This is a genomic window from Agrobacterium sp. (assembly GCF_059499945.1).
The window spans coordinates 264,399-285,978 of sequence record NZ_JCABZP010000020.1; the positions used below are offsets into that span (position 1 = coordinate 264,399).

21 protein-coding genes are annotated in these 21,580 nt (G+C 59.4%); 8 read left to right on the forward strand and 13 right to left on the reverse strand.

Features of this window, described 5'->3' with window-relative positions:
* The first annotated feature begins 40 nt into the window (after positions 1–40).
* The 4 genes from AC5I5B_RS24160 (at position 41) to AC5I5B_RS24175 (ending at position 4,177) form a co-directional block, all read left to right on the forward strand.
* Positions 41–1,144 (forward strand): LLM class flavin-dependent oxidoreductase, encoded by a 1,104-nt coding sequence (locus tag AC5I5B_RS24160; RefSeq protein WP_003504237.1) that lies wholly within the window; start codon positions 41–43, stop codon positions 1,142–1,144.
* 112 nt (positions 1,145–1,256) lie between these two features.
* Positions 1,257–2,438 (forward strand): acyl-CoA dehydrogenase family protein, encoded by a 1,182-nt coding sequence (locus AC5I5B_RS24165; protein WP_174054733.1) that lies wholly within the window; start codon positions 1,257–1,259, stop codon positions 2,436–2,438.
* 50 nt (positions 2,439–2,488) lie between these two features.
* Positions 2,489–3,049, forward strand: a complete 561-nt coding sequence (locus tag AC5I5B_RS24170; RefSeq protein ID WP_174054734.1) for an NAD(P)H-dependent oxidoreductase — start codon at positions 2,489–2,491, stop codon at positions 3,047–3,049.
* A 198-nt stretch (positions 3,050–3,247) separates the two neighbouring features.
* Positions 3,248–4,177 carry an MYG1 family protein gene (locus AC5I5B_RS24175; RefSeq protein ID WP_174054735.1) on the forward strand — a complete coding sequence of 310 codons (930 nt, stop codon included), beginning with the start codon at positions 3,248–3,250 and terminating at the stop codon, positions 4,175–4,177.
* A gap of 64 nt (positions 4,178–4,241) precedes the next feature.
* On the opposite strand, the gene AC5I5B_RS24180 is transcribed toward AC5I5B_RS24175, so the two are convergent.
* A complete protein-coding gene (locus AC5I5B_RS24180; RefSeq protein ID WP_087745328.1) occupies positions 4,242–4,922 on the reverse strand; it encodes a DUF2161 domain-containing phosphodiesterase in 681 nt (226 codons plus the stop codon).
* Positions 4,923–5,032: 110 nt separating this feature from the next.
* On the reverse strand, positions 5,033–6,316 hold the full coding sequence (locus AC5I5B_RS24185) for a cystathionine gamma-synthase family protein (RefSeq protein WP_003504226.1): 1,284 nt from the start codon (positions 6,314–6,316) through the stop codon (positions 5,033–5,035).
* Between the two features lie 123 nt (positions 6,317–6,439).
* On the opposite strand from AC5I5B_RS24185, the gene AC5I5B_RS24190 reads away from it, so the two are divergent.
* Entirely contained in the window at positions 6,440–6,898 is a 459-nt protein-coding gene (locus AC5I5B_RS24190) for an Lrp/AsnC family transcriptional regulator (protein ID WP_003504223.1), read from the forward strand.
* A gap of 76 nt (positions 6,899–6,974) precedes the next feature.
* Here AC5I5B_RS24190 and AC5I5B_RS24195 read toward each other — a convergent pair whose 3' ends face one another.
* Complete coding sequence (locus AC5I5B_RS24195; RefSeq protein ID WP_174054736.1) at positions 6,975–8,669, reverse strand: dihydroxyacetone kinase family protein; 1,695 nt, start codon at positions 8,667–8,669, stop codon at positions 6,975–6,977.
* Positions 8,670–8,872: 203 nt separating this feature from the next.
* Here AC5I5B_RS24195 and AC5I5B_RS24200 point away from each other — a divergent pair, with 203 nt between their 5' ends.
* Entirely contained in the window at positions 8,873–9,235 is a 363-nt protein-coding gene (locus tag AC5I5B_RS24200) for a hypothetical protein (RefSeq protein WP_060724383.1), read from the forward strand.
* 308 nt (positions 9,236–9,543) lie between these two features.
* Here AC5I5B_RS24200 and AC5I5B_RS24205 read toward each other — a convergent pair whose 3' ends face one another.
* On the reverse strand, positions 9,544–10,869 hold the full coding sequence (locus AC5I5B_RS24205) for a hypothetical protein (protein ID WP_174054737.1): 1,326 nt from the start codon (positions 10,867–10,869) through the stop codon (positions 9,544–9,546).
* Between the two features lie 176 nt (positions 10,870–11,045).
* Here AC5I5B_RS24205 and AC5I5B_RS24210 point away from each other — a divergent pair, with 176 nt between their 5' ends.
* A complete protein-coding gene (locus AC5I5B_RS24210; protein WP_272872373.1) occupies positions 11,046–12,032 on the forward strand; it encodes a VPA1262 family N-terminal domain-containing protein in 987 nt (328 codons plus the stop codon).
* Between the two features lie 511 nt (positions 12,033–12,543).
* On the opposite strand, the gene AC5I5B_RS24215 is transcribed toward AC5I5B_RS24210, so the two are convergent.
* From AC5I5B_RS24215 to AC5I5B_RS24235, 5 genes are all read right to left on the reverse strand, one after another.
* Entirely contained in the window at positions 12,544–13,548 is a 1,005-nt protein-coding gene (locus tag AC5I5B_RS24215) for a zinc-binding dehydrogenase (RefSeq protein ID WP_174054738.1), read from the reverse strand.
* Positions 13,549–13,579: 31 nt separating this feature from the next.
* Positions 13,580–14,443 (reverse strand): alpha/beta fold hydrolase, encoded by an 864-nt coding sequence (locus AC5I5B_RS24220; RefSeq protein ID WP_051671884.1) that lies wholly within the window; start codon positions 14,441–14,443, stop codon positions 13,580–13,582.
* A 48-nt stretch (positions 14,444–14,491) separates the two neighbouring features.
* Positions 14,492–15,316, reverse strand: coding sequence for an oxidoreductase (locus AC5I5B_RS24225; protein WP_174055178.1), 825 nt, complete (start codon positions 15,314–15,316; stop codon positions 14,492–14,494).
* A gap of 113 nt (positions 15,317–15,429) precedes the next feature.
* Positions 15,430–16,521 (reverse strand): alkene reductase, encoded by a 1,092-nt coding sequence (locus AC5I5B_RS24230; RefSeq protein WP_495752872.1) that lies wholly within the window; start codon positions 16,519–16,521, stop codon positions 15,430–15,432.
* 57 nt (positions 16,522–16,578) lie between these two features.
* On the reverse strand, positions 16,579–17,367 hold the full coding sequence (locus AC5I5B_RS24235) for an SDR family NAD(P)-dependent oxidoreductase (RefSeq protein ID WP_003504080.1): 789 nt from the start codon (positions 17,365–17,367) through the stop codon (positions 16,579–16,581).
* A 109-nt stretch (positions 17,368–17,476) separates the two neighbouring features.
* On the opposite strand from AC5I5B_RS24235, the gene AC5I5B_RS24240 reads away from it, so the two are divergent.
* Positions 17,477–18,025, forward strand: coding sequence for a TetR/AcrR family transcriptional regulator (locus AC5I5B_RS24240; RefSeq protein WP_003504079.1), 549 nt, complete (start codon positions 17,477–17,479; stop codon positions 18,023–18,025).
* A gap of 329 nt (positions 18,026–18,354) precedes the next feature.
* Here AC5I5B_RS24240 and AC5I5B_RS24245 read toward each other — a convergent pair whose 3' ends face one another.
* From AC5I5B_RS24245 to AC5I5B_RS24260, 4 genes are all read right to left on the reverse strand, one after another.
* Complete coding sequence (locus AC5I5B_RS24245; RefSeq protein ID WP_336510263.1) at positions 18,355–19,161, reverse strand: GNAT family N-acetyltransferase; 807 nt, start codon at positions 19,159–19,161, stop codon at positions 18,355–18,357.
* Positions 19,162–19,215: 54 nt separating this feature from the next.
* Complete coding sequence (locus AC5I5B_RS24250) at positions 19,216–19,689, reverse strand: nuclear transport factor 2 family protein (RefSeq protein ID WP_174055180.1); 474 nt, start codon at positions 19,687–19,689, stop codon at positions 19,216–19,218.
* Entirely contained in the window at positions 19,686–20,309 is a 624-nt protein-coding gene (locus AC5I5B_RS24255; RefSeq protein ID WP_035262613.1) for a pyridoxamine 5'-phosphate oxidase family protein, read from the reverse strand. The genes AC5I5B_RS24250 and AC5I5B_RS24255 overlap by 4 nt, the downstream gene beginning before the upstream one ends.
* A gap of 123 nt (positions 20,310–20,432) precedes the next feature.
* Positions 20,433–21,416, reverse strand: coding sequence for an MBL fold metallo-hydrolase (locus AC5I5B_RS24260; protein ID WP_035262610.1), 984 nt, complete (start codon positions 21,414–21,416; stop codon positions 20,433–20,435).
* Between the last annotated feature and the right edge of the window lie 164 nt (positions 21,417–21,580).

Here is a 21,580-nt window from a genome sequence, read left to right on the forward strand (position 1 = left end):
TTAGCTTTTACCCGACACTCAGAAACACCAAGGAGCTCCCATGGCTGCGGAATTCATCAGCGTCAGCTTTCCCAACGAGTCCAATGATCTGAACCCCATCCCTGATGCTCCGGTCGATCCGCTCTTCCTGGAACGTTATGCGCGTGCACTGGACGACTATGGGTTCAACTACACGCTCATTCCCTATTCCTCCTCTTCGTTCGATCCCTTCACGCTGGGCGCCACCGTGCTTGCGCATACGAAGAACATCAAGATCATCGTCGCGCTCCGGCCCAACACCGTTTATCCGACGGTTGCGGCCAAGTCCCTCGCCACGCTCGACCAGTTGAGCGGCGGTCGCGTCGTCGTCCACTTCATCGCAGGCGGAAGCGACGAGGAGCAGGCGCGCGAAGGAGATTTCCTCAACAAGGAAGAGCGTTACGAACGCCAGGAAGAATATATCCGCATTCTCCGCCTTGCCTGGAGTTCGACCGAACCCTTCGATTTCGACGGCAAATATTACCAGTTCAAGCAGTTTCGCAGCGCCGTGCGTCCCACCAACGGTCTTATCCCGATTTCGCTCGGTGGTTCGTCAGATGCCGCCTATCGTATCGGTGGCTCGCTGTGCGACATTTTCGGGCTCTGGGGCGAGCCGCTGGCTGAAACCAAGCAGCAGATTGACCGCATCTATGCCGAAGCCGCAAAAGCAGGCCGAACCGATCGCCCGCGCATCTGGGTTACCTTCCGGCCAATCGTGGCTGAAACAGACGAACTGGCCTGGGATAAGGCGCACAGGGTTCTCGACCGTCTGAACGAGAACCGTCAGAGGGGCCTTTCGCGCGCGCCGGTCAACGCAACACCACCCGCCAATATCGGCTCCCAGCGCCTGCTCGATATCGCCAAACGCGGCGATGTCCATGACCGCGCGCTCTGGTATCCGACCGTCACCGCGACCAATGCAAGCGGCGCAACAACCGCTCTGGTCGGATCGCCGCGCACAATCGCCGACTCCATTCTCGACTATATTGATCTCGGCGCCGATCTGATTTCGATCCGTGGATATGACAATTACAATGATGCCGTCGACTACGGACGATACATCCTGCCTCTCGTCCGCGAGGGCATTCGCGAACGTGAAGAGGCAAAGAAGAAGGCAGCCGCCTGATCACGGCAGTCCGGCCAGGCCGGACCTGTACACCTCTTCCTCCAAGACCGGGATCCATCCATGCCCGCAACGGATGATCCCGCCTCTCGACTTCCAGAAAGCCGTTATCCGCATGTCTTACGATCCCACCGCACTTAAAGCCGCTGTGCGCGCCCTTTCCGAAGCCGCACCGGATGCGGATCAGACCGGTCAGTTTCCCTGGACCGGCATTCGCGCCGTTCATCAGGCCGGACTTCTTGAGAGCACCGTGGCCACGCGTTACGGCGGCCCAGGAGGAACCTTGAGCACCGCGGCCCATATTCTGGCGGCACTTGGGCGCGGCGATCCCTCCGTGGCGCTCATCAGCGCAATGACGATCTTCACCCACCTGGGACAGGCGACGAAGGATCATTGGCCCGACGGTCTTTACAGGGACCTTCTTTCCAGAGCCAAAGATCAGCCACTGCTGCTGAACGCCGCCCGTGTGGAGCCGGAACTGGGCTCGCCGGCGCGCGGCGGATTGCCGGCCACGCGTGCGCGCCGGACGGCAAATGGCTGGTCGATCACGGGCCGCAAGCGCTTCGTGACGGGCGCGCACGGCCTCACCCATTTTCTCGTCTGGGCGCACACCGACGAGGCTCAGGCGCGGGTCGGCACGTTTGTCGTGCCTAACGGCCTGCTCGGCATCAGGATTATCGAGAACTGGAAGAGCCTCGGAATGCGGGCGACCGGTTCGCACGATGTCGAATATACCGAGGTTGAAATCCCGGCAGAAAATGTGCTGGAACTCGTTGATCCCTCCGTTGCCCAGCAGGATAATCGCAGCCATGCGGCAATGACGCTTGCGCTGACCGCAATCTATCTCGGCGCAGCCGAAGCGGCTCAGGAAGCCTTCATCCGCTTCGCGCATGAACGTGTGCCCGCCAATCTGGGCCATCCCATTGCGCGGACAGAACGCTTTGTCACGCTTTCGGGTGAGATCGACCTTCTGGTCTCCGGCGCGCGGCAGATCATCTTCGGCGCACTCACAGGCCATATTGGCGATGCCGAACACCTGATAAGGGCCCGGCTTCTCGCCGGCAGGCAGATCCGCGAAGCTGTGCAACTGGCTGTTCGCGGTATCGGCAATCCCGGCCTCAACGCCGATCTTGGTCTGGAGCGGCATTTCCGCGATATCCAGTCAGTTCTCGTCCATGCACCCCAGGAAGATACGTCCGTCGCCATTCTCGGACGTGCCGCCTTTGAGCGCTGGAAAACAGGCGAGAATGACCGATCGACACATGCAGCCGGCCTTTCAATCCTGAAGACGGCTTAAGACGCGTTGGCGCAAACCGCCCTTCCCCAAGATCACTCGAAAGAACGTCAATGAGCAACAATCTGATCGTCGGTTTCTCCGGCAACACATCGCGCCCATCCAGCACGAAGCGCTTTGTCGAAAACGTCAGCGAAGCGCTGGCCGGGCAACTGGGCCTGCAGCATCAGGTTTTCGACATCGAGGATCTCGGGGCATCATTGAGCTCGGCACGATCCGTGGCGGATCTCGATGGTAACGCGCGGCGGATTGTCCAGACAATCATCGATGCCGAAGCTCTGGTGATCGGCTCACCGACCTACAAGGGCAGCTATACCGGCCTCTTTAAACACGTCATCGATCTTCTCGACCCCGCCGACCTCAGAGGCAAGCCCGTCATCCTGACGGCGACAGGCGGCGGAGACCGGCATTCACTTGTGGTGGAGCATCAGCTCAGACCGCTATTTGCATTTTTCGAAGCCTTCGTGGCACCGACCGCAATCTACACCTCTGGCCGGGACTTCATAGAAGGCGAGCTTTCGCCTGCCATAAACGCGCGGGTAAATCAGGCAATCGCAGAAGCTGCTTTGCTTGTTAAAGCACGGTTTGAAAGAGTAACAATCGCCGCAGAATAATTGGACGATGCGCCCGGGATATACTCACAGAGACTGACAGCGCTGACGACGTCGGCTGGTTCGATCCACCGACGTCGTCCGGCATGGCATTGCTTTTGATCCCTGTGACGAATGGCGGGTTGAGATAGCGTCCGGCAAAGGATATCAGGTGCCTCAATCTCAGGCGGATATTCCGCAAGCAACAAGGCGCATCCTGACATGATCCCGGACTTCCTCGTCACCCATTCCGGTGGCTTCCACGCCGACGAACTCCTATCCAGCGTCGTGCTCACCCGGCTTTTCCCGCAGGCCCGCCTCATCCGCAGCAGGGCGTCCGAATGGATTACGCCCGGCGCGAACCGCATCATCTACGACGTCGGAGGTGCTTATGACCCAACGGCGGGAATATTTGATCACCACCAGCGCGGCGCACCACTACGGGACGACGGTCAACCCTATAGCTCGTTCGGCCTGATCTGGAAGCATTTCGGCCGCGACTATCTTGCCGCCTCCGGCGTTCCTGAAGACCATATCGAAGCCATTCACACCTCTTTCGATACCAGCTTCGTGCTGCCGGTCGATCTGGTCGACAATGGTGCGCTCAGCCCCTCCATCGCCGGGCAGCTCGCTGGGCTGACCCTGCCCGTCCTGCTGGAAACTCTGAAACCTGTTTTCGACGAGACCGATCCCGAAGCGGATAATCGCAGTTTCCACGCGGCGCTGGCCGTTGCCCGCAGCTTCGTGGAGGCAAAGATTGCCAACAGCGCTGCAAAATTGCGGGCCGAAGCGCTTGTGAACCGGGCTATCGTGGATGCCGGTGAGGGACATATTCTGGAACTGCCGGTAGGAATGCCGTTTCGACCCGCCATCATGAAGGCAGGCGCCGACCATCTGCTCTTTGTCGTTCACCCGCGCAACAGCGACTGGTGTCTGACCGGTATCCGCCGCGCGGATGAGGGCTTTGAGCTGCGTGCCGACCTGCCGGCAGCTTGGGCCGGCCTGACGGACAAAGATCTCGAAGCGGTTTGTGGCGTCGAAGGCGCGACCTTCTGCCATAACGGCCGGTTTGTGGCTGCGGCCAAAACCCGCGATGCTGCACTGGCCATGGCGGAGCTGGCGGTAAAGGAAGCAATCGCAGCAAAGCAGTGATGTGGAGCCGGCCGTGTGGCCGGTCGCATCTTGTGGCGGCGCGAGCCTCCATTGCTGAAACAAATCAGCCGGTAACAGTGTCAGTTGCCGGCGTATCCTGCTGCGGCCATCGCTGTAGTGCTTCACGGCCGGCCTGGGTCAAACCATAGACTCCTCGGTCCTGCCGTTCGAACCAGCCGTAAACATTCGAAAGCAGGATCTTTCCGGCATCCGGTACGCTGGATCTGACTTCACGCACCCGCATCGGCCCTGATGCCAGCGCCAGGGCGCAGCCGAGCGCCTGCTGGCGGTACGCGGTCATGATCGGTGCGCGCGTGCTGCCGCCTGCCGTCGGATCGCCGCGTCGCCTCTGGTGTTCGCGCATCAGCCGCGACCGCCGTTTCGGATTGGTTCGCGGCATCGGTGATATGGAACCAACGATCACGCTGACCTCACCGGTATCGGAGATGCCGAGCATGCCGATCCCGAGCCTGCGGCAAAGATCGCGGTAACGTCTGTCGGCCTCGCGGCCTTTGCCCCTGGCTGAAACCCGAGCCGCGATCCAGACCTCGTCCGCAATGGCTGCGCGATCGACAGCCTGCAAGATGAGTTCCAGATTGAAGCTCAGTTTCAGCTCGCAAATCACGACAACAGGCGGATCGTCATCGCTCAGGCCGACGAGGTCGCAACCGCCAACCTCGCCCTTGACGGCGTAGCCCGCCTTTTCGAGAAAGCCCTTGATGGGCAGATAAAGCGACGTTTCCATGTGCCTGCAGGTTCAAGTGAAGTTCCCCCCCCCCAGATACATCGATCCACCTGCACAGGACAACCTTTATAGCCGCTGGCGCTCGGTTACAGATTGTCAGCTACCTGTCGTCAGGCCTGATCCAGGGCGAGGGTCAGGTCTGCGACAAGATCATCGGGATGTTCGATGCCGATTGACAGCCGGATCGTGGAATCCAGCACACCGATGCGCTGGCGGACATCGGCAGGAACTCCCGAATGCGTCATCGTCGCGGGGTGAGAAGCAAGAGACTCCGTACCGCCGAGACTTACCGCGAGTTTGAATATGTTGAGCGCATTCAGGAATTTGAAAGAGGCAGCCTGCCCGCCGACGATGTCGAACGAGAAGGTCGATCCCGCACCGGAGCATTGTGCGGCAAACACCTTGCCAACTGCGGATGCCGGATCGCTGAACGGCAGGTAATGGATTTTTTCGACCTTGGGATGCGCGTTCAGGAATTCCGCCACGACCTTGGCGTTGCTGTTCGCCCGCTCCATCCGGATTTGCAGCGTCTCAAGGGAGCGTCCGAGCATCCAGCATGAATGCGGATCGAGCTGCGTGCCGATTGCCCCACGCAACGCCTTCACCTGCTTCATGACATCCTTCCGGCCGAGCGCCGCCCCGGCTATGAGGTCGGAATGCCCGCCAACGTACTTCGTCAGTGAATAGAGCGAGATATCGGCGCCATGCTCGATGGGTCGCTGGAATACGGGCCCAAGAAGCGTATTGTCGCAGGCGATGATCGGCCTGTGCCCCTGCTTTTCGCCGATAACATCGGCAACCCGGCCTATCATCGCGACGTCGACAATGCTGTTTGTCGGATTGGCCGGGGTCTCGATGAGGATGACAGACACCCTGCCCTTCGCCATCGCCTCCTCTGCAGCTGATATCACCGAGGTCTCGCTGACACCGTCGGCGAAACCCACTGCCGAGACGCCGAAATTATGGAAGGTCTTCGCCAGCAGCGTCTCCGTGCCGCCATACAGGGGCTGGGAGTGGAGCACGGTGTCGCCCGGCCGGACGAAGGCGAAAAGCGTCGTCGAAATGGCGGACATGCCGGAGGAGAAGAGCGCGCAGCTCTCCGTCCGTTCGTAAACGGCAAGACGATCCTCGACAATCTCGCTGTTCGGATGGTTGAAACGCGAATAGACGAGGCCTGCGCCCCTGCCCTCCGGCGGCTCCTTGCGCCCGGAGACGTAGTCGAAGAAGTCGCGCCCGTCTTCTGCCGATTTGAAGACGAAGGTCGATGTCAGGAACACGGGAGGCTTTACGGCGCCCTCCGACAATTCCGGATCATACCCATAATTGAGCATCTGGGTTTCAGGATGGAGAGCGTGGTTGCCGATATGGGTTTTGGATGGATGCGGCGCGGTCATTTCCGATGATCCCTCAGCTGGCGTTGAATTACCTGCAGATTACACGCAGTGAAACCAAAATATCTTGCATTCTGAAGCGTCGGACTATCTCATTAAGCAATATATTGCGGAGAATGGTCATTTATGTCGCAGAAAATTGCAGACCCGATCGACAGCAGGATACTCAAGGAACTGTCTGCCGATGCGCGGATCACGAACAACGAACTTGCCGAGCGGGTCGGACTTTCGGCATCGGCGTGCCTGCGACGGCTTCGACGCCTGGAAGAGATAGGCGCGATCAAAGGATATTCCGCCATCATCGATCCGGCAATCGAGGGGTGGACGATGACTGCCCTTGCCTCCATCCGCCTCAGCCGTCAGCACGATGACGAAATCCGCATGTTCGAGGCGGCCGTTCTTGACTGGGACGAGGTTCTCGAATGTCACCTGGTCACGGGTCCGAGGGATTACATGCTCAAGGTCATGTGCGGTGGGCTGGAGGATTACGAGCGCTTCATCAAGGACAAGATTGCCAAGCTGAAATGCGTCGACACCATCGAGACCAGCTTCGTCATGAACACGATCAAGGCGCGGCGTATCTGAGCTTCAGGCCCGGCAGAGCCGGCGCAATATATTCACGGCATCGGGCGACGCCATGCCTGTGCCGGCCCACGGCCCATCAGCGCTCATCGCTCCCGAGTGCTTCAAGCCAGATACTGACGGCGACCGCTCCTGCATCGAGATGTCCGACAGCCCGCTCGCCAAGATAGCTCGCGCGCCCGAGCCTCGGCTTCATGGAGGCCGTCGCCTCGGCGCCGGCAACGCCTGCCGCCACCGCGGATCGCCAGGCTTCCGCGGCCGAAGCTCCACCTGCGAGTTTATCCCGGAAGGTTTCTGCCGCCGGATGAAGCGCATCTATCATCGTGCGGTCCCCCGGCCTCGCACCACCGAGTTCAGACACCGCGGCAACGGCGGCAACGAATGCTTCCGCCATCTGCTGGGCCGTCGGCTTTTCGATGCCGGCAAGATGGCGCGAGGCGCGCATCAGGCCCGTGGCGTAAAAGGGGCCAGAGCTTCCGCCGATTGCCTTGCGCATCGCGTTTGCCATCGCCATCAATCCTCCGGAGACATCTGCGAAGCTCTCCATGGGCAGCGCCAGGATCGCTTCAGCGCCCCGCACCATGCTTGTTCCGAGGTCACCGTCGCCCGTAACACTGTCCAGCTGCGTCAATTTGGGCTCCGCGGCGATCAAGGCTCCGGCAACCAGCTCTGCGGCGGCACGCAATCGCTCACCGGCTGCCGTTATCGTGTTTTCCGCAGTCACACTCTTCTCGACGCCTGCCGAAGGCAGGACCCGCTCACGGTTCACCGCACCGCCGCGCGGCCATGCACCGGCATCGGTTGGCGCATCCATGAGGCTCAGCCTTGCATCGTCCACATGCATGACCGACAGTGAAAAGCCCGGCATGTCGAGAGCGGAGAGGAAAGTGCCGGCCCAGGCCCGCTCGACCGCGACGCCCTTCGCTTCCAGGCGTGCGACCGCTGATCGCGCCACGACCGCAAGTTCCATTGGCGGCGTTGATCCCAGCCCGTTGACCAGGAGCGCCACCCGGTCTCCGCTCTTCAGCCTGCCATCGGCTTCGATCGTTTCAAGCACCAGCTTCACAAGCTCGTCCGCCGATGCGACAGGCATCCGTCTTACACCCTGCTCGCCATGGATTCCAAGCCCGACCTCGATTTCAGCGTCGCCAAGGACGAAGCCCGGCCTGCCGACAGCAGGGAGCGTGCAGGACCCCAGCGATACTCCCATGGAGGACAGTTTTTCGGCGGCTTCCCGGGCGATCCGGGCCACCTCCTGAAGGGGAAGTCCCTGCTCCGCGGCCGCGCCCGCGACTTTGTGAACAAGCACCGTACCCGCAATACCTCGGCGGCGATCGGCGGGAACCGTGTCCTTCAGCGCGACATCATCGGCAACGACCACGATCTCGACCGGAATTCCTTCAGCCCTTGCCAGCTCGGCCGCCAATCCGAAATTCAGCCGGTCGCCCGTATAATTCTTGACGATAACCAGAGCGCCGGCGGGGCCGGCTGCAGCCTTGATACCGGCAAGAACCGCATCGGTGCTGGGCGAAGTGAAGACATCGCCTGCCACCGCCACGGTCAGCATGCCCGCACCGACATAGCCGGCATGGGCTGGCTCGTGTCCACTGCCTCCACCCGACAGGACCGCCACCTTCCGCTTTTCCGTTTCCGGAAGACCAGACCGGATCACAACATTCTCATCTGCTAGCAGGACCGTCGCAGGGCTAAGCGCCACCACCCCTTCAAGCATGTCCCGCACAACGGTGGCTGGATCGTTGATGAGCTTCTTCATGCCTTACTCCTCGATGCAGTTCTCAACTGACGGTGGACGCAAACGCGCCCTGCTGATCGTGAACAAGCACGATCTCCCGGCCAATTTCAAGTTCCGGGCATTCGAAACGCAGGTACATTTCCGCCATTGCCTCTCGCGGCGGACGCGCTATCATGATTGTGCTGTGGGGCGGTAAGCTTTGGGAGGAGCGATACGTGAGACGGATGTGGCCAGACGAATTTGCCTTTCTGCTTGATGGTGCGGAAGAGGTTGACCTGCATGTTCCACCGGCGGCAAGCGACGATGGCTCGCCTGGAAAAGCCACCTCCAGAAAAGCCTTGAAAGTCCGGATCAGCCAGGAGGATTTTGAGAAGATCTGGAGCCTGGCAGAGGCTCGCTATCGGCTGAATGGCAGCTTCTCGGGCAAGGCGATCACGCTGATTACCAACAACCCCCACTATCAGAAATGGCATCCCTCCGACGGCGGCAGCGTCGAGAGCGTCTCCGATAGCGGTCAGAAATACACGACGCGCTATGTGATCGTGCACTTTCTCCTGGATGATGTCAGCGAACCTGTCGAAGCCTGAAGTCCTCCGAGTCGGAGGAGCCACCGCCAATGTGTTATTGCGGCGCGCCGGATGATAGTCCTCGGCTATTGTTGGATAGCGTGGCGTAAATCTTCCGTTGACAACAAAAGAGCCCGCATGAAGCGGGCTAATTTGGTTGCGGGGGCCTGATTCTATGGAGACTTGCAAATTCAGCTAGTTAATAAGCGCATCTGCGGAAATCATTTCCACTTGGTCCATTGTGCCCCAACTCGGACATCCACCTCAAGTGACGAACTGACCGATTTGGTGCCAGTTTACCCGCGCACGAGATTTCCCCTTTGCTAAGTCTATCCTTTCACTGTTAACGGGCGAGCAACTGGATCATCACTGAAATGAAGGATTATGTGATCGTTTTCCTCGTCCAGATTCCTTGGCGCCAATTCCGCACCTGAGATTGTCAGGCCCTTGTCGAGCCAATTGGCGAGGAAATTTTTTTCACCATTTCTTTCACCGAGGAAGTACCGAAACTGTGCCTCGGTGATGCGTCCCGCCATAAGATCCAAGAACATCCGTGCAGGAATTCTCACGCTTTCCTGTCGCCCGCTATTCGGATCATTCCTATCTCGAAGTTTACTCTCCATGCTTAGCCCCAGATACCATCCCATTGCCTTCGGTGAAAAACAGCCCTGACGGAATAACGACCTAGCCTGATATCCAGCGAAACGTGGAAGTGGCAAGGCCTCAAGGATTTTCACAAGCGCCACACACGCATTTTCGCCGGCCTCGGTATAGAAGCCCCGAGCTACCCATTTTCGTTCGCTACTCCCCATTCGCAGCTCCTTTCTCGGACTCAATGCCACGACGCCGTCAATCTTCCGGCTGTGTAATTGGACAAAGCGGTGAATGATCTGCCGCGCGGAAAAATTTCGTCCCCCCGGATCATTTTCCCCGATCTTACCCATGCGGTTCAAAAGGGTCGATCCAACATCAGCGACGACGATGATGCGGACTGTTCCTGTTGTCGCCGCGCGGAGTTGATCTGCCTTTCGGCGAAGAAGCGCGAAAAGCGGGTTCTCTTCGAGCGAATAAGCCTGGGGCGGCAAGGATGTCCAGATGTTATGGTATCGGATCTGGCGATAGCTTTTCCATTCCACCTCCACCAAAAGCCCTGGCTCACTTAGAGTGATTTTCTCTGACTTAAATCGATCTTCGCGTACCCATTCCCTCAACCTCTTCCCCAGCTCTTCACTCAACTGAAAATCAGAAGGAGCCAGAACTTGTCGAAAGCTTCGTCCCTCGAGGCGTTTTGTGGTCTCGCCGAAACGAAAATAGAAGTGATCACCTGCTCCCTTCGACAGCCGGTTGCAGAACTCAGTAATGGAAAGAGCAACGCGATCCATCGCCTCTTCTGGCGAAATCGAATTATCCGTGGCCGCCGCGATTTCAACAGCAACCTGCGTGCCCAACACAATGGTCTCGGAGACAGCATCCGGCCGCCGGTTGTCACCCCACCACTCCGGCTCGATGACGATGTCGCCGGTGTTCGAAATCGCCCACAATATCGCCAATTCCATTTCGCCTGGCAGCGCCTGATCGACTTTCTTCGATTCGAGCCTCTGAACGAGATCGCGGGCTTTTTCTTGATCGAGATAAGCCGAAAGATCATCAAGCATCTGCTGGAGACGCCGCCGAGAGAATACAGGCATCAAGAGAACCCTTGAAATAAGTAACGCTTGTGGCCATGCAACTCCGCCTATTAGGCATCGACGACCTTTTTATTCGTAAATGATTGGAAAAAGCTTGCCCCTTGCGACTTACAACCTGACACGTGCATCTGCCAGTATCAATGATGGCAGGGAGGCCTTCAACCGAATGTGCCAGAGCAGCAGATCGTGAGGGCTGCTCGGTCCATGTCGAACTGGAACTCGGAGCGGAGCTGGTTTTCTCCAAGTTGACTGCCTTACGGCCTGCGGTGTCGGAGACAGTGACAGCGGTCCCGTTCGATCATTACAAGATATCTGTCTTTGATCCGTCAGGCATGCTGATCCAGTTCGAGGAGCATTCGCTTCTTCTCCGTATCGGTCTCAACATGTCTGCGATGGGACCAACGCTCGCTATCAACGACCCGTTGACTCGCTCGGCGCAGGGACTCGGATCGGAATTGCAAGACCGCGCATCTAAAGTTCGGACGCGATCCACGAACCGATCGATGATCGGCGCGGAAAACGATACGGCCTTCGAGATCCACCGAACCACCATGCGGGCGCTTACGCATAGGCTAGTGCCCCCATCAGGCAGCGACCGCTGGTTTCAACGAGGCATTTCAGAGGAAGTCGGCGTCATCGCTCACTTCAATAGTTTGCTGGATGGCGCGCGCGTTAGCGCCGGCACGATCGTCGATCCTTACTTCGGGATCGATACGCTGAAGCGGGTCATTTTACGGCTCGAGAGTCTGGACATCGATCTGACCGTCGTCACAAGTCTGCTCACATCCGACCCGGAAACAAACGAACCAAATCCAGACCTGCTCAATGAACTGCAAACGGTGCTGCGAGACCTTCGAAGCGACGGCATTCCCAATGCCGCCCGTCGCCTAACGGTCCTCAACCTGGTCGATGGACCGCGACAGGCATTCCATGACCGTTATCTTCTGCTTACGCCTCACGAGGGCGAACGTGAGGTCTATCTACTTTCCAACAGCCTGAACCGTATGGCAGGCAAATGGCCGTTCTGCATATCGAGGCTGGAGGGGGCTGCGGCGCGTGACGCAGCGCTCTACATCGATGGGCTTACCAAAGGGCGGGACATTTCCGGGTCAACCCATGACGGACGATAGAGCCGATCCAAAGCTCGCGCCCGGTGTCCTCAGAGCCGTCGCTTGGCTGATGGGACCGCGAAGGCACGGGAGACGCCAACCATCTACAGCGAGCTTATGTTACAGGACTGCTGCGAAAAGGCGGAGCCGGAGGGCTCTGGAAGAGCGATGGCTCGGTTCTGACGCGCCTTGTCAGGTATCGTGTGCGTTCGGGCAAATTGCCAGAGCATGGCGCTGTTCTGATCGGTATCGGCGAGATGATTGCGTGCAGCCATTCGAATGAGGATGAGATCGAGAGCATCTTGGGTCGGTTGTTTCGGCGCGCTTATCCGGAAACGACCCGACTGCGCTTCCTTCGGCAAGCGCTCGATGCCGTCAGTCCGAAGAAAACTGTACCGCAATCATCGTCGTCAACTGTCTACGAGAAGGATGGCCGGTATGGGGCCGTGAGGAGAATGTCCACTCCTGTCCCATGAGCCATCGAAGCGGACATCATCCTTCGAAAAGAACGACCTGCCTGCTTGCGAGACGGTCATTGTGCAACGGCAACAACAACCTTCCCCTTGGCACGCCCGGTTTCGACATAAGCCAAGGCGTCAGCCGTCTGCGCAAAAGGGAACACCTTGTCGACGACCGGACGGATGGCGCCGGCGTCGATCAGCTTGGCGATCTCGCTCAATTGCTGCCCTTGCGCGCGCATGAACAGGAAGGAGTAGTCGACGCTGCGGCTCTTTGCCTTTTTCAGAATGCCCCGGCTCAGCATCCGCATAACGAACCGCAAGAACAGGTTCAGTTTCAGGGATTTGGCGAAGGGAACGTCCGGGGGTCCAGAGATCGAAATCAGCTTCCCGCCGGGCTTCAGCACATTCACCGACTTTTCCAGCGTCTTGGCATCCTGGCTGTTCAGCACCAGATCGTAACCGGACAGCAACTGCTCGAAATCCTGCGTCTTGTAGTCGATGACCACATCCGCACCGAGGCTTTTGACAAGCTCGGCATTGGCGGCACTGGTGGTGGTTGCCACGGTGGCGCCAAGATATTTTGCAAGCTGGATGGCAAACGTGCCGACACCGCCGGAACCGGCCTGAATGAAGACCTTCTGGCCTGGCTTGACCTTGCCCACTTCGACCAGCGCCTGCCAGGCGGTCAGTCCGACCAGCGGGATCGAGGCGGCCTCCTCCATGGAGAGGCTTGTCGGTTTCAGCGCGAGGTCTGCGGCATCGACCGCAATCAACTCTGCAAAGGTGCCTGCCCTGAGATCGCGCGGACGGGCGGAGACCTCGTCGCCCGCCTTGAACTGCCGCACATTGGCGCCGACGTGCAAGACCGTTCCGGCCAGATCGTGACCGAGAATGAAGGGTGGACGATAGGGCAGGAACAGCTTGAACTCGCCATCGCGCACCTTGGAATCCAGAAGGTTGATCGCTGTGGCCTCAATGCGAACCAGCACATCATTGGCACCGATCTGAGGTTCGGGCATGTCGGCCAGACGAAGCGCGCCCTTCTTCTTGTATTTGTCGACGACGAAGGCTTTCACGGGTTTTCTCCAGTGTGAAACGAGTGTCAGGTCAGGCAGCCAGGAAAGCCAGGGCTTTCGGTACGAACTGGGCATGGTATTGGAATATCCCGCCATGGCTGGCATCCTCGTAGATCACGAGTTCGGCGTTGGGGATGCGCCGCGCCATATCGCGGCTGTTGGATGTTGGCACCATGATGTCATTGTCCCCGTTGGCCACGAGAACGGGAATGTGGATGCGTCCCAGATCCTGCGGTGTCTGACGGCCCCAGGTCTTGATGGCGCTAAGCTGGCGCAGGAATGCGCGTGGTGTCGGCTCCTCGTCGCAATCGATCTGGCGCTCTTTGAGGCGTGCCAGAAAGTCCTTCGCTGCCCGGCGGCCATTGGTTGACGACGTGAAGAACAGGTAGGTCTTGGGGTCCTGCAAGGTCAGCATGCCCTTGATGATCAAAGGCCAGGAGACGGCTCCGACCCTTGCAATACCCGTTCCGCCGGCAGGTCCCGTGCCGGTGAGGATCAGCTTGCGCACCAGATCGGGCGCTTTCAGCACAATATCCTGGGCGACGAAGCCGCCAAGTGAGAAGCCCATGAGGTCAACCGTGGTGAAGCCCAGCTCACTGATGACGGCGATGACATCGCGGGCCATTTCATCGATCGTGACTGGCGCCGTTCCGCTGGAAAGGCCGATCCCCTGATAGTCCAGCGCAATGATATGGTGAGAGACAGCAAGCCCATCGACAATGCGCGGGTCGAAATTATCCAGCACGGCGCCCCAGTGATTGAGAAGAACCAGCGGAACGCCGCCGCGCGGGCCAAGCTCGCGATAGGCAAAGCGGATGTTGCCTGCCATGATGAAGCGGTTGGGAGCATCGCGGTAGCGATATGTCGATGCAGTCTTGATCGATGCGTAGGTCATGATGGCTCTGCCTTGCCCGCACGCGGGCCGGTACGTGAATGGATAATCTCAGGCGATGTTGAACTGCTTGCGCAGGATGCGATCGAACAGCGCACGCGGCAGGAAACGCCGGGCAAACGAGGTCTGTCGGGCAGCCTTGCCAGAGGGGTAGCGCAGCCGCGGCTTCCGGGCCTGCGCTGCCGCAAGGATGGTCGCTGCGACATCCTCCGCCGTGTCGCCAGCCGCCATCGCTGCATTGAACGCGGCCTGGTAGCGGGCGAATACCTCGCGATAGGCGGCAACCGGGCGGTCGCCCTGCGGTGAGTTGGCTTCGATGGAGGTCTTCGTCGCCCATGGCTCGATGACGGCGACCCGGATACCGAACGGTCGCGCCTCATGGTCCAGGGATTCGGAATAGCCCTCGATTGCGTGTTTGCTTGCCGTGTAATACGCGCCGAAGGGACCAGGAATAAGCCCAACGACCGAACCGATGTTCAGAATCCGTCCAGCACCCTGCTGACGCATGATCGGAAGGACTGCGTTCGTCACCCGCACGACGCCCAGAAAGTTGGTGTCGAACAGCGCGCGAACCTGCTCGATCGAACTTTCCTCCGCGGCCCCGGATACGGCGTAGCCGGCATTGTTGACGAGTAGGTCGATGCGGCCGAGTTCCACATGTGCCAGAGCCACGGCGGCGGCAACGGAAGCGTCCGAGGTCACGTCGCAAGCGATCATTCTGATGCCATCGCGGATCTCGCCGGGTGCCGCCTTGCGGCTTGTGCCGATCACCCGGTAGCCCGCGCTGCTAAGCGCCAATGCCGCCGCCTTGCCGATACCGCTGGAGGCGCCGGTCACGAATGCAGTCTTCTGTTCTTTTGATGCAACGGTCGCCATAGCGTTCTTCTCGATCTGGCGCGCGACATCCGGCCGCGCTGCTTTTGATTGTCAGGGATTGGTGATGATGATCGGCATCACAGGGGCCGCACCGAAATGAGGCCCCTGATCGCTCAAATGCCCGAAGTGTCGGTAAAGCGCGGATAGTCGGTATAACCCGCACCACCTCCGCCGTAGATCGTCGTCGGATTGATCTCAGCCAGCGGCGCGCCGCTTTGCAGTCGCTCCACGAGATCCGGATTGGCAATGAAGGGACGACCGAAGGCGATGAGATCCGCCTTGTCATCGGCCAGATGCGAAGTCGCAAGGTCGAGATCATAGCCATTGTTGGCGATATACGTCTTGCTGAAGCGGCCGCGCAGCGATCCGTAATCGAAGGGTGCGACGTCGCGCGGCCCACCGGTGGCACCTTCAACGACATGAATGTAGGCGATGCCGAGCGCATCGAGCTGATCGACGATATAGTTGTATTGCGTCTGGGGATCGCTGGAGGAGATACCGTTGGCGGGTGAGACTGGCGAAATCCGGATGCCGGTGCGCTCAGCGCCGATTTCCTGCGCCACCGCAGCGGTGACTTCGAGCATCAGGCGCGCGCGGTTTTCGACGGAACCGCCATAGGCATCGGTGCGGACATTGGCGCCGTCCTTTGCGAACTGCTCCAGCAGATAGCCATTGGCCCCGTGAACCTCGACGCCATCGAAGCCCGCCTTGATGGCATTGGCTGCGGACTTGCGGAAATCGCTAACGATGCCGGGAAGCTCATCAAGCTCAAGGGCACGCGGCTCCGATACGTCGGCGAAACCGTTGTTCACGAACGTTTTGGTCCCGGCACGGATCGCCGAGGGTGCGGCCGGTGCGTCACCGCCAAGAAGATCAACATGGCTGACGCGACCGACATGCCAGAGCTGAACGAAGATCCGTCCGCCCTTGGCATGAACCGCGTCGGTAACCTTGCGCCAGCCCTCAATCTGCTCAGGCGTGTAGAGGCCGGGCGTATCCTGGTAGCCTTGGGCCTGCCTGGAAACCTGCGTCGCTTCGGTGATAATCAGTCCGGCGCTTGCGCGCTGGGCATAATATTCCGTGGCGAGATCGCTCGGCACGAGGCCCGCTGCGGCGCGATTGCGCGTGAGGGGCGCCATAACGACGCGGTTTGCAAGGGTGATGCCGCCGAGAGCGTAGGGTTCGAAAAGTGTCTTGTCGATCATGATTTACCTATATTGTTGCCGCAGAAACGGCCATCTATCGGGATGGGCGCACGCGCTTTAGGCAGGGTTACGGTAACGTTCGCCAGGCAGTGCATTACCGAAGTTGGCCATCATGGTCTTGCGGGCGAGGTCGAATGCGTCCCACTGGCCGGCGTCGGGAAGCGGCGGGATAGTAACCGGCTCACGGCGGTCGAACCCGACCAAGGCCGCATCGACCAGATCGCCCACTTCCATCACGTTGTTCATTTTGCTGACGTCAGCGCCGACATGGTCCCATATTTCGGTCCGGGTCGTGGCAGGAAGAACGGCCTGGATGTAGACACCCTTCGGCCCAAGTTCTTGCGCAAGTCCCTGTGACAGGAAAAGAACGAAAGCCTTGGTCGCGCCGTAGACCGTCATGCCGAATTCCGGGGCAAGGCCAACGACCGAACCGATATTGACGATCGCACCCTCACCGGCCTCGGCAAGACGCGGAGCGATGGCCCTGGCAAGCCGGACAAGTGCGGTCGCGTTGAGCGCAACGAGCTTGGTCATGTCATCGATGCTCTGATCGATGAAGGTCCCGCCGATCGCCGTTCCGGCATTGTTGACGAGAATGCCGATGCGCGCATCGTCACGCAGCCTGGTCTCGACCTTGGCGAGATCCGTCGCCTGGGTGAGATCCGCCTGGAGGGTAACGACCGTCACACCGGTTTCCTGGCGCAGACGGCTCGCAAGCGTCTCCATACGCACCACGTCTCGGGCGACCAGCACCAGATCGTGTCCGCGGCGTGCAAAGCGTTCGGCATAGGTTGCGCCAATGCCCGTGGAGGCGCCGGTGATCAGGACTGTAGGAATTTGGCTCATTGGATTGCTCTTTTCTCTAACTGACCTTATATTCATGACGATCATCATGATTGAGTTAAATATGATGACCATCATGTAAATGTCAACAGCCGTCGTGGAGAATTTTGAAATGAAGGTCAGCCGAGAACAGATGGCGGAAAACCGACGCCGAATTCTGGATGTCGCCAGCCGGTTGTTTAAGGACAAGGGGTTCGAGGCTGTAAGCGTCGCGGAGGTCATGAAAGCAGCCGGCATGACCCATGGCGGCTTTTACGGCCACTTCACCTCAAAAGACGATCTGGTGGCGCAGACCCTTGCGCACGCCCTCGGCGCAGACAGTTTTGAAGGTGGCGGGTTCAGCGATTTCGTCCGCTCCTATCTGGCGCCGCGTCACCGGGATAATCCCGGTAATGGATGCCCGACGGCAGGCCTGGCGGCTGCCATTCGTCACCAGACGCCCGCGGCGAAAGCCGTCATGGCCGAGGGACTGCGCTCCCAAGTCGCACGTATTGAGCAGGCGCTTCCGGACGGGGGTTCGGCCGGTGCCCGCCGCGCGGCGATCGGGAGCTGGGCGGCCATGATCGGAGCCGTCATCCTCGCTAGGGCAGTTGACGATCCTGACTTGTCTGACGAGGTTCTTGAGCAGACGCGCGCTTGGATCGACGCAAATGTCGGCTAGGAGCATCAGAGAGTGCGCATTTCAAGTGCCTGATCTACGTCTGCTTCGAGGAAACGATCGAATTTGACGTGACGACCGACATGGGGGCGCGAAGCGGTAACTATTCCGCTCTTACGCCCTAAGCGGGAGGCCAGCGGAGTGCTGCATAGAGGCTTGAGGCGCAACATAAGAGAGATGGCGGTTCACTATGTCGTCGGGGAAGACCTCCAGGCATCATCACCTGCGATGATCAGGACGCGGTGTAGTTGCCCTCAAACCGTTGAGGAACAGGCTTTTGTGTGACGATCCAGAAAATCACCCGCTGGCCTGAAAGAAGATCGCCAGATGTGCTAAAGCTTGAAGTTCTTCCGGTTGTACGCGTGCTGGAAGCCCATTTTTCTGAGGTTGTCATAGGAGATATTGAGCTTGCCAGCCGAGGGTACTTCTGTTTCGACGACGAACGTCAAAACGCCCTGTGCGATACCGTAGTCGGTGCGAGCCTGGATGAGCGCCTTTTGAACGCCCCGGTTCCGAAACTCGGGGACTGTGGTACCGCCACCGAGCCACGCATATGAACCCGAGACGTACATGGCGCCGGTGCCGATAGGCGTTTCATCATCAAGAGCGAAAAAACACGACCAGCCCTCTTTACCCACAATGGCGGACCAGAGGGCGGTCAAGCTTGGCGGGAAGTTGAAACCCTTGCACATCATCGATCCGAAGAGCAGGGCTTCGTCGCCTTGAACTTTTCGGGTGCGCTCACTGACCGGCGCATCGAGGTTGCTAAAAGGCGCGCTGCGGGTAAGCTTTGCCCATCCGGGACTGTGCTCGGGCAGCCCCTTGGTCTGGATCCAGTTTCTCACCTCGTCCGAGACAGCGTCCACATTCAATTGCAGGAAGCGGTTCCCCGCCTTTGCTCGCATCCAATGATATGCTTTGTCCAGATCTTCGACAGAGCCCAGCCCCAGAACACGATTTAGGCCGATCGCCAGTGCGCTTGGCAACGAGATCGTGCATCCGCCGTTGATGACAAGGCATCCGAAATCCTCCTCAGCCCGGAGATGTTCGGGTGAAAGCCTGTGCAGGCTGACGAAGGCATCGGCCTCAATGGCGTCTTCGTGCATTGGGAAAATGCGTTCTGAAAACCGAGGATCCAAGACAGGCTCCTGAGCCGCTGCCGTTGAGGGCAAAGAGAGACTGGCTGTGCTCGACTAAAAACCGAGGTCGCTGAGACCGGGGTAATCATCTGGCCTGCGGCCAAGCGGCCAGCGGAAGCTGCGGTCGGCGGCCGGAATAGGCCGGTCGTTAATGCTGGCATAGCGCCTTTGCATCAGGCCACGATCGTCGAACTCCCAGTTCTCGTTCCCGAACGATCGGAACCAGTTGCCACTGTCGTCATGCCACTCGTAGGCAAATCTGACGGCGATCCGATTGCCGCCGAACGCCCAGAGTTCCTTGATCAATCGGTAATCCAGCTCTCGCCGCCATTTTGCCGAAAGAAACGCAAGGATTGCTTCCCGTCCGGTCACAAATTCAGCGCGGTTTCGCCATTGGCTGTCTACGCTGTAAGCCAAAGCGACCCTGGCAGGGTCGCGGCTGTTCCAGCCGTCCTCGGCAAGCCTGACTTTCTCGGTTGCGCTCTCGAATGTAAAACGGGGAAGAGGTGATCGTTCAGCTTCGATCATGGTTCGGGGCTCTCCAGACGCGCGCGCAAGGTGGCGTTCTCGGTTTCCAGTCGCTGCAGCCGCTCACGAAGAGGAGCGACCGCCTGTTCAATCTGTTGCTCGGTGTAGCGTGGAGTGATGTGCTGCGGGCAGTTCCAATCGAACGCCTCGAGCCGGAGCTTGAAAATCCGCTCAGCCCTTCCTTTGTACGTCGGGTCGGACACCAGTTCCGTGAGTTCCTGGTCAGCGTCAAGCGCAAGTCGCTCCACATAGGCATAGATTTTGAGCCGAGCCCGCCGCACATAATCCATCAGGAACAGACAGGCCCGATCGTTGGCCGCAAAATTGCCGGCGCTGATGTACTGACGGTTGCCCCGGTAGTCGGCGAAGGCCATTGTTCGCTGATCTATGACCTTGAGGAAGCCGACATTCCCTCCACGATGCTGAACGTATGGCCAACCCGTTTCGGAGACCGATGCCATGTAGAAGCTGTCACATGAGGCAATGAAGGCGATCTCGTCTTCGGTGAAGGTGTCTGAAGGGCGGCTGTCACTGCCCAGCCAAATCTGCTCTACGCCCATCTCAGCCTGGGCGGCCCTGACGCTAGGCGTCACAGCGACCTCAAGGAAATGATATGGCATGCCTAATCTCCTTGCTCAGCCAGGCTTTCATGGGCATCCCCCGTGCGAGCCTGGATCTACCCATTTGGCCAGCCGAATTCTGGGCTTGGCAATCTCTGCCTTCAAGGTCGCCAAGTGCGGAAGTCAGTCCTGCAAGGCCCAGTCTGCGACTTCCCAACGCATCTGCCCGCGATCGGAGACGACACGGCCGAGCCCAGGGAACGGCATGTGCGTGGCGGCGATGAGCGCTCCCTCCGATGCGGCACGCGGAAGGAAGCGATCGCGCATGGCCTTCGCAGCGGCACGGTCCTGCTCGAACAGGAAGAACACATCTGTCGCGGCCGGGTGCACGACCGGAAAAATCATGTCCGAAACCATGATCAGGCTCTTGCCGCCATCTTCGATCCGCACGCCGATATGGCCGGGCGTATGGCCGGTCAGATCGACGATCGAAACGCCCGGCGCGATTTCCCGCTCTCCGTCGATCGCCTGGAGCCTGGGATATAGCCGCACGACCTCCTCTGCCATTCTGAAGCTGGTCTGTAGAAAGTCAGGCGCTCCGTTGCGTTTGGCCGGATCGGTCCAATGGGTGACATCGCGACGATCGATGTAAAGCTCGGCTTCCGGGTATTGGTTCTTGCCTCCCAGGACCAGCCCGCCCATGTGGTCCTGGTGCATATGCGTCACGATGACAGCGTCGATCTGGCTGGGCTTCAGACCGAGCGCAGCGAGTGCCTGAGGTAATTGTCCGGTCTGTCCGATCGAGCCTGCCGCACCAGCATCGATCAGGATGCGGCGCTCCCCATCCTCGACGAGATACTGATTGAAGAGGAACCGAACTCCACTCGGCCGGGCGGTAAACTGTGCGCTTGCCGCCTTTTCGACCTCGGGCGCCGAGCGTCCCGGAAAGTAGTCATAGGGCATGTCTGCATACCCGTCCGTCAGCGCCGTCACGGTGAACCGTCCGATGCGGATCTGTGCGAGCGGGGTCACCGTAGCAGGTGCGCTTGCCGCCTCCCGCGTCGCCGCATGGACAGAGGAGGAACTTATCAGGCTGCCGCCGAAAAGGCTCCCCGCGATGAGGCCGATCGGCAGGGTGCCGAAGGCGCGACGTGAAAGTTGAGGCATGGGAGTTCCTCCGGATCGATCGACGATGTTGGTAGTGTTGGCAAATGCGTAGGTATGGCTGCTGCGGTCGGAACAGGCGCTTCAACCTGGGCCGGGATGGGCGGCCACTTGGGCTAACCCACTCGGTTTTATTGTGAATAGACCGGTTCAAGCCTGCTCTCAAT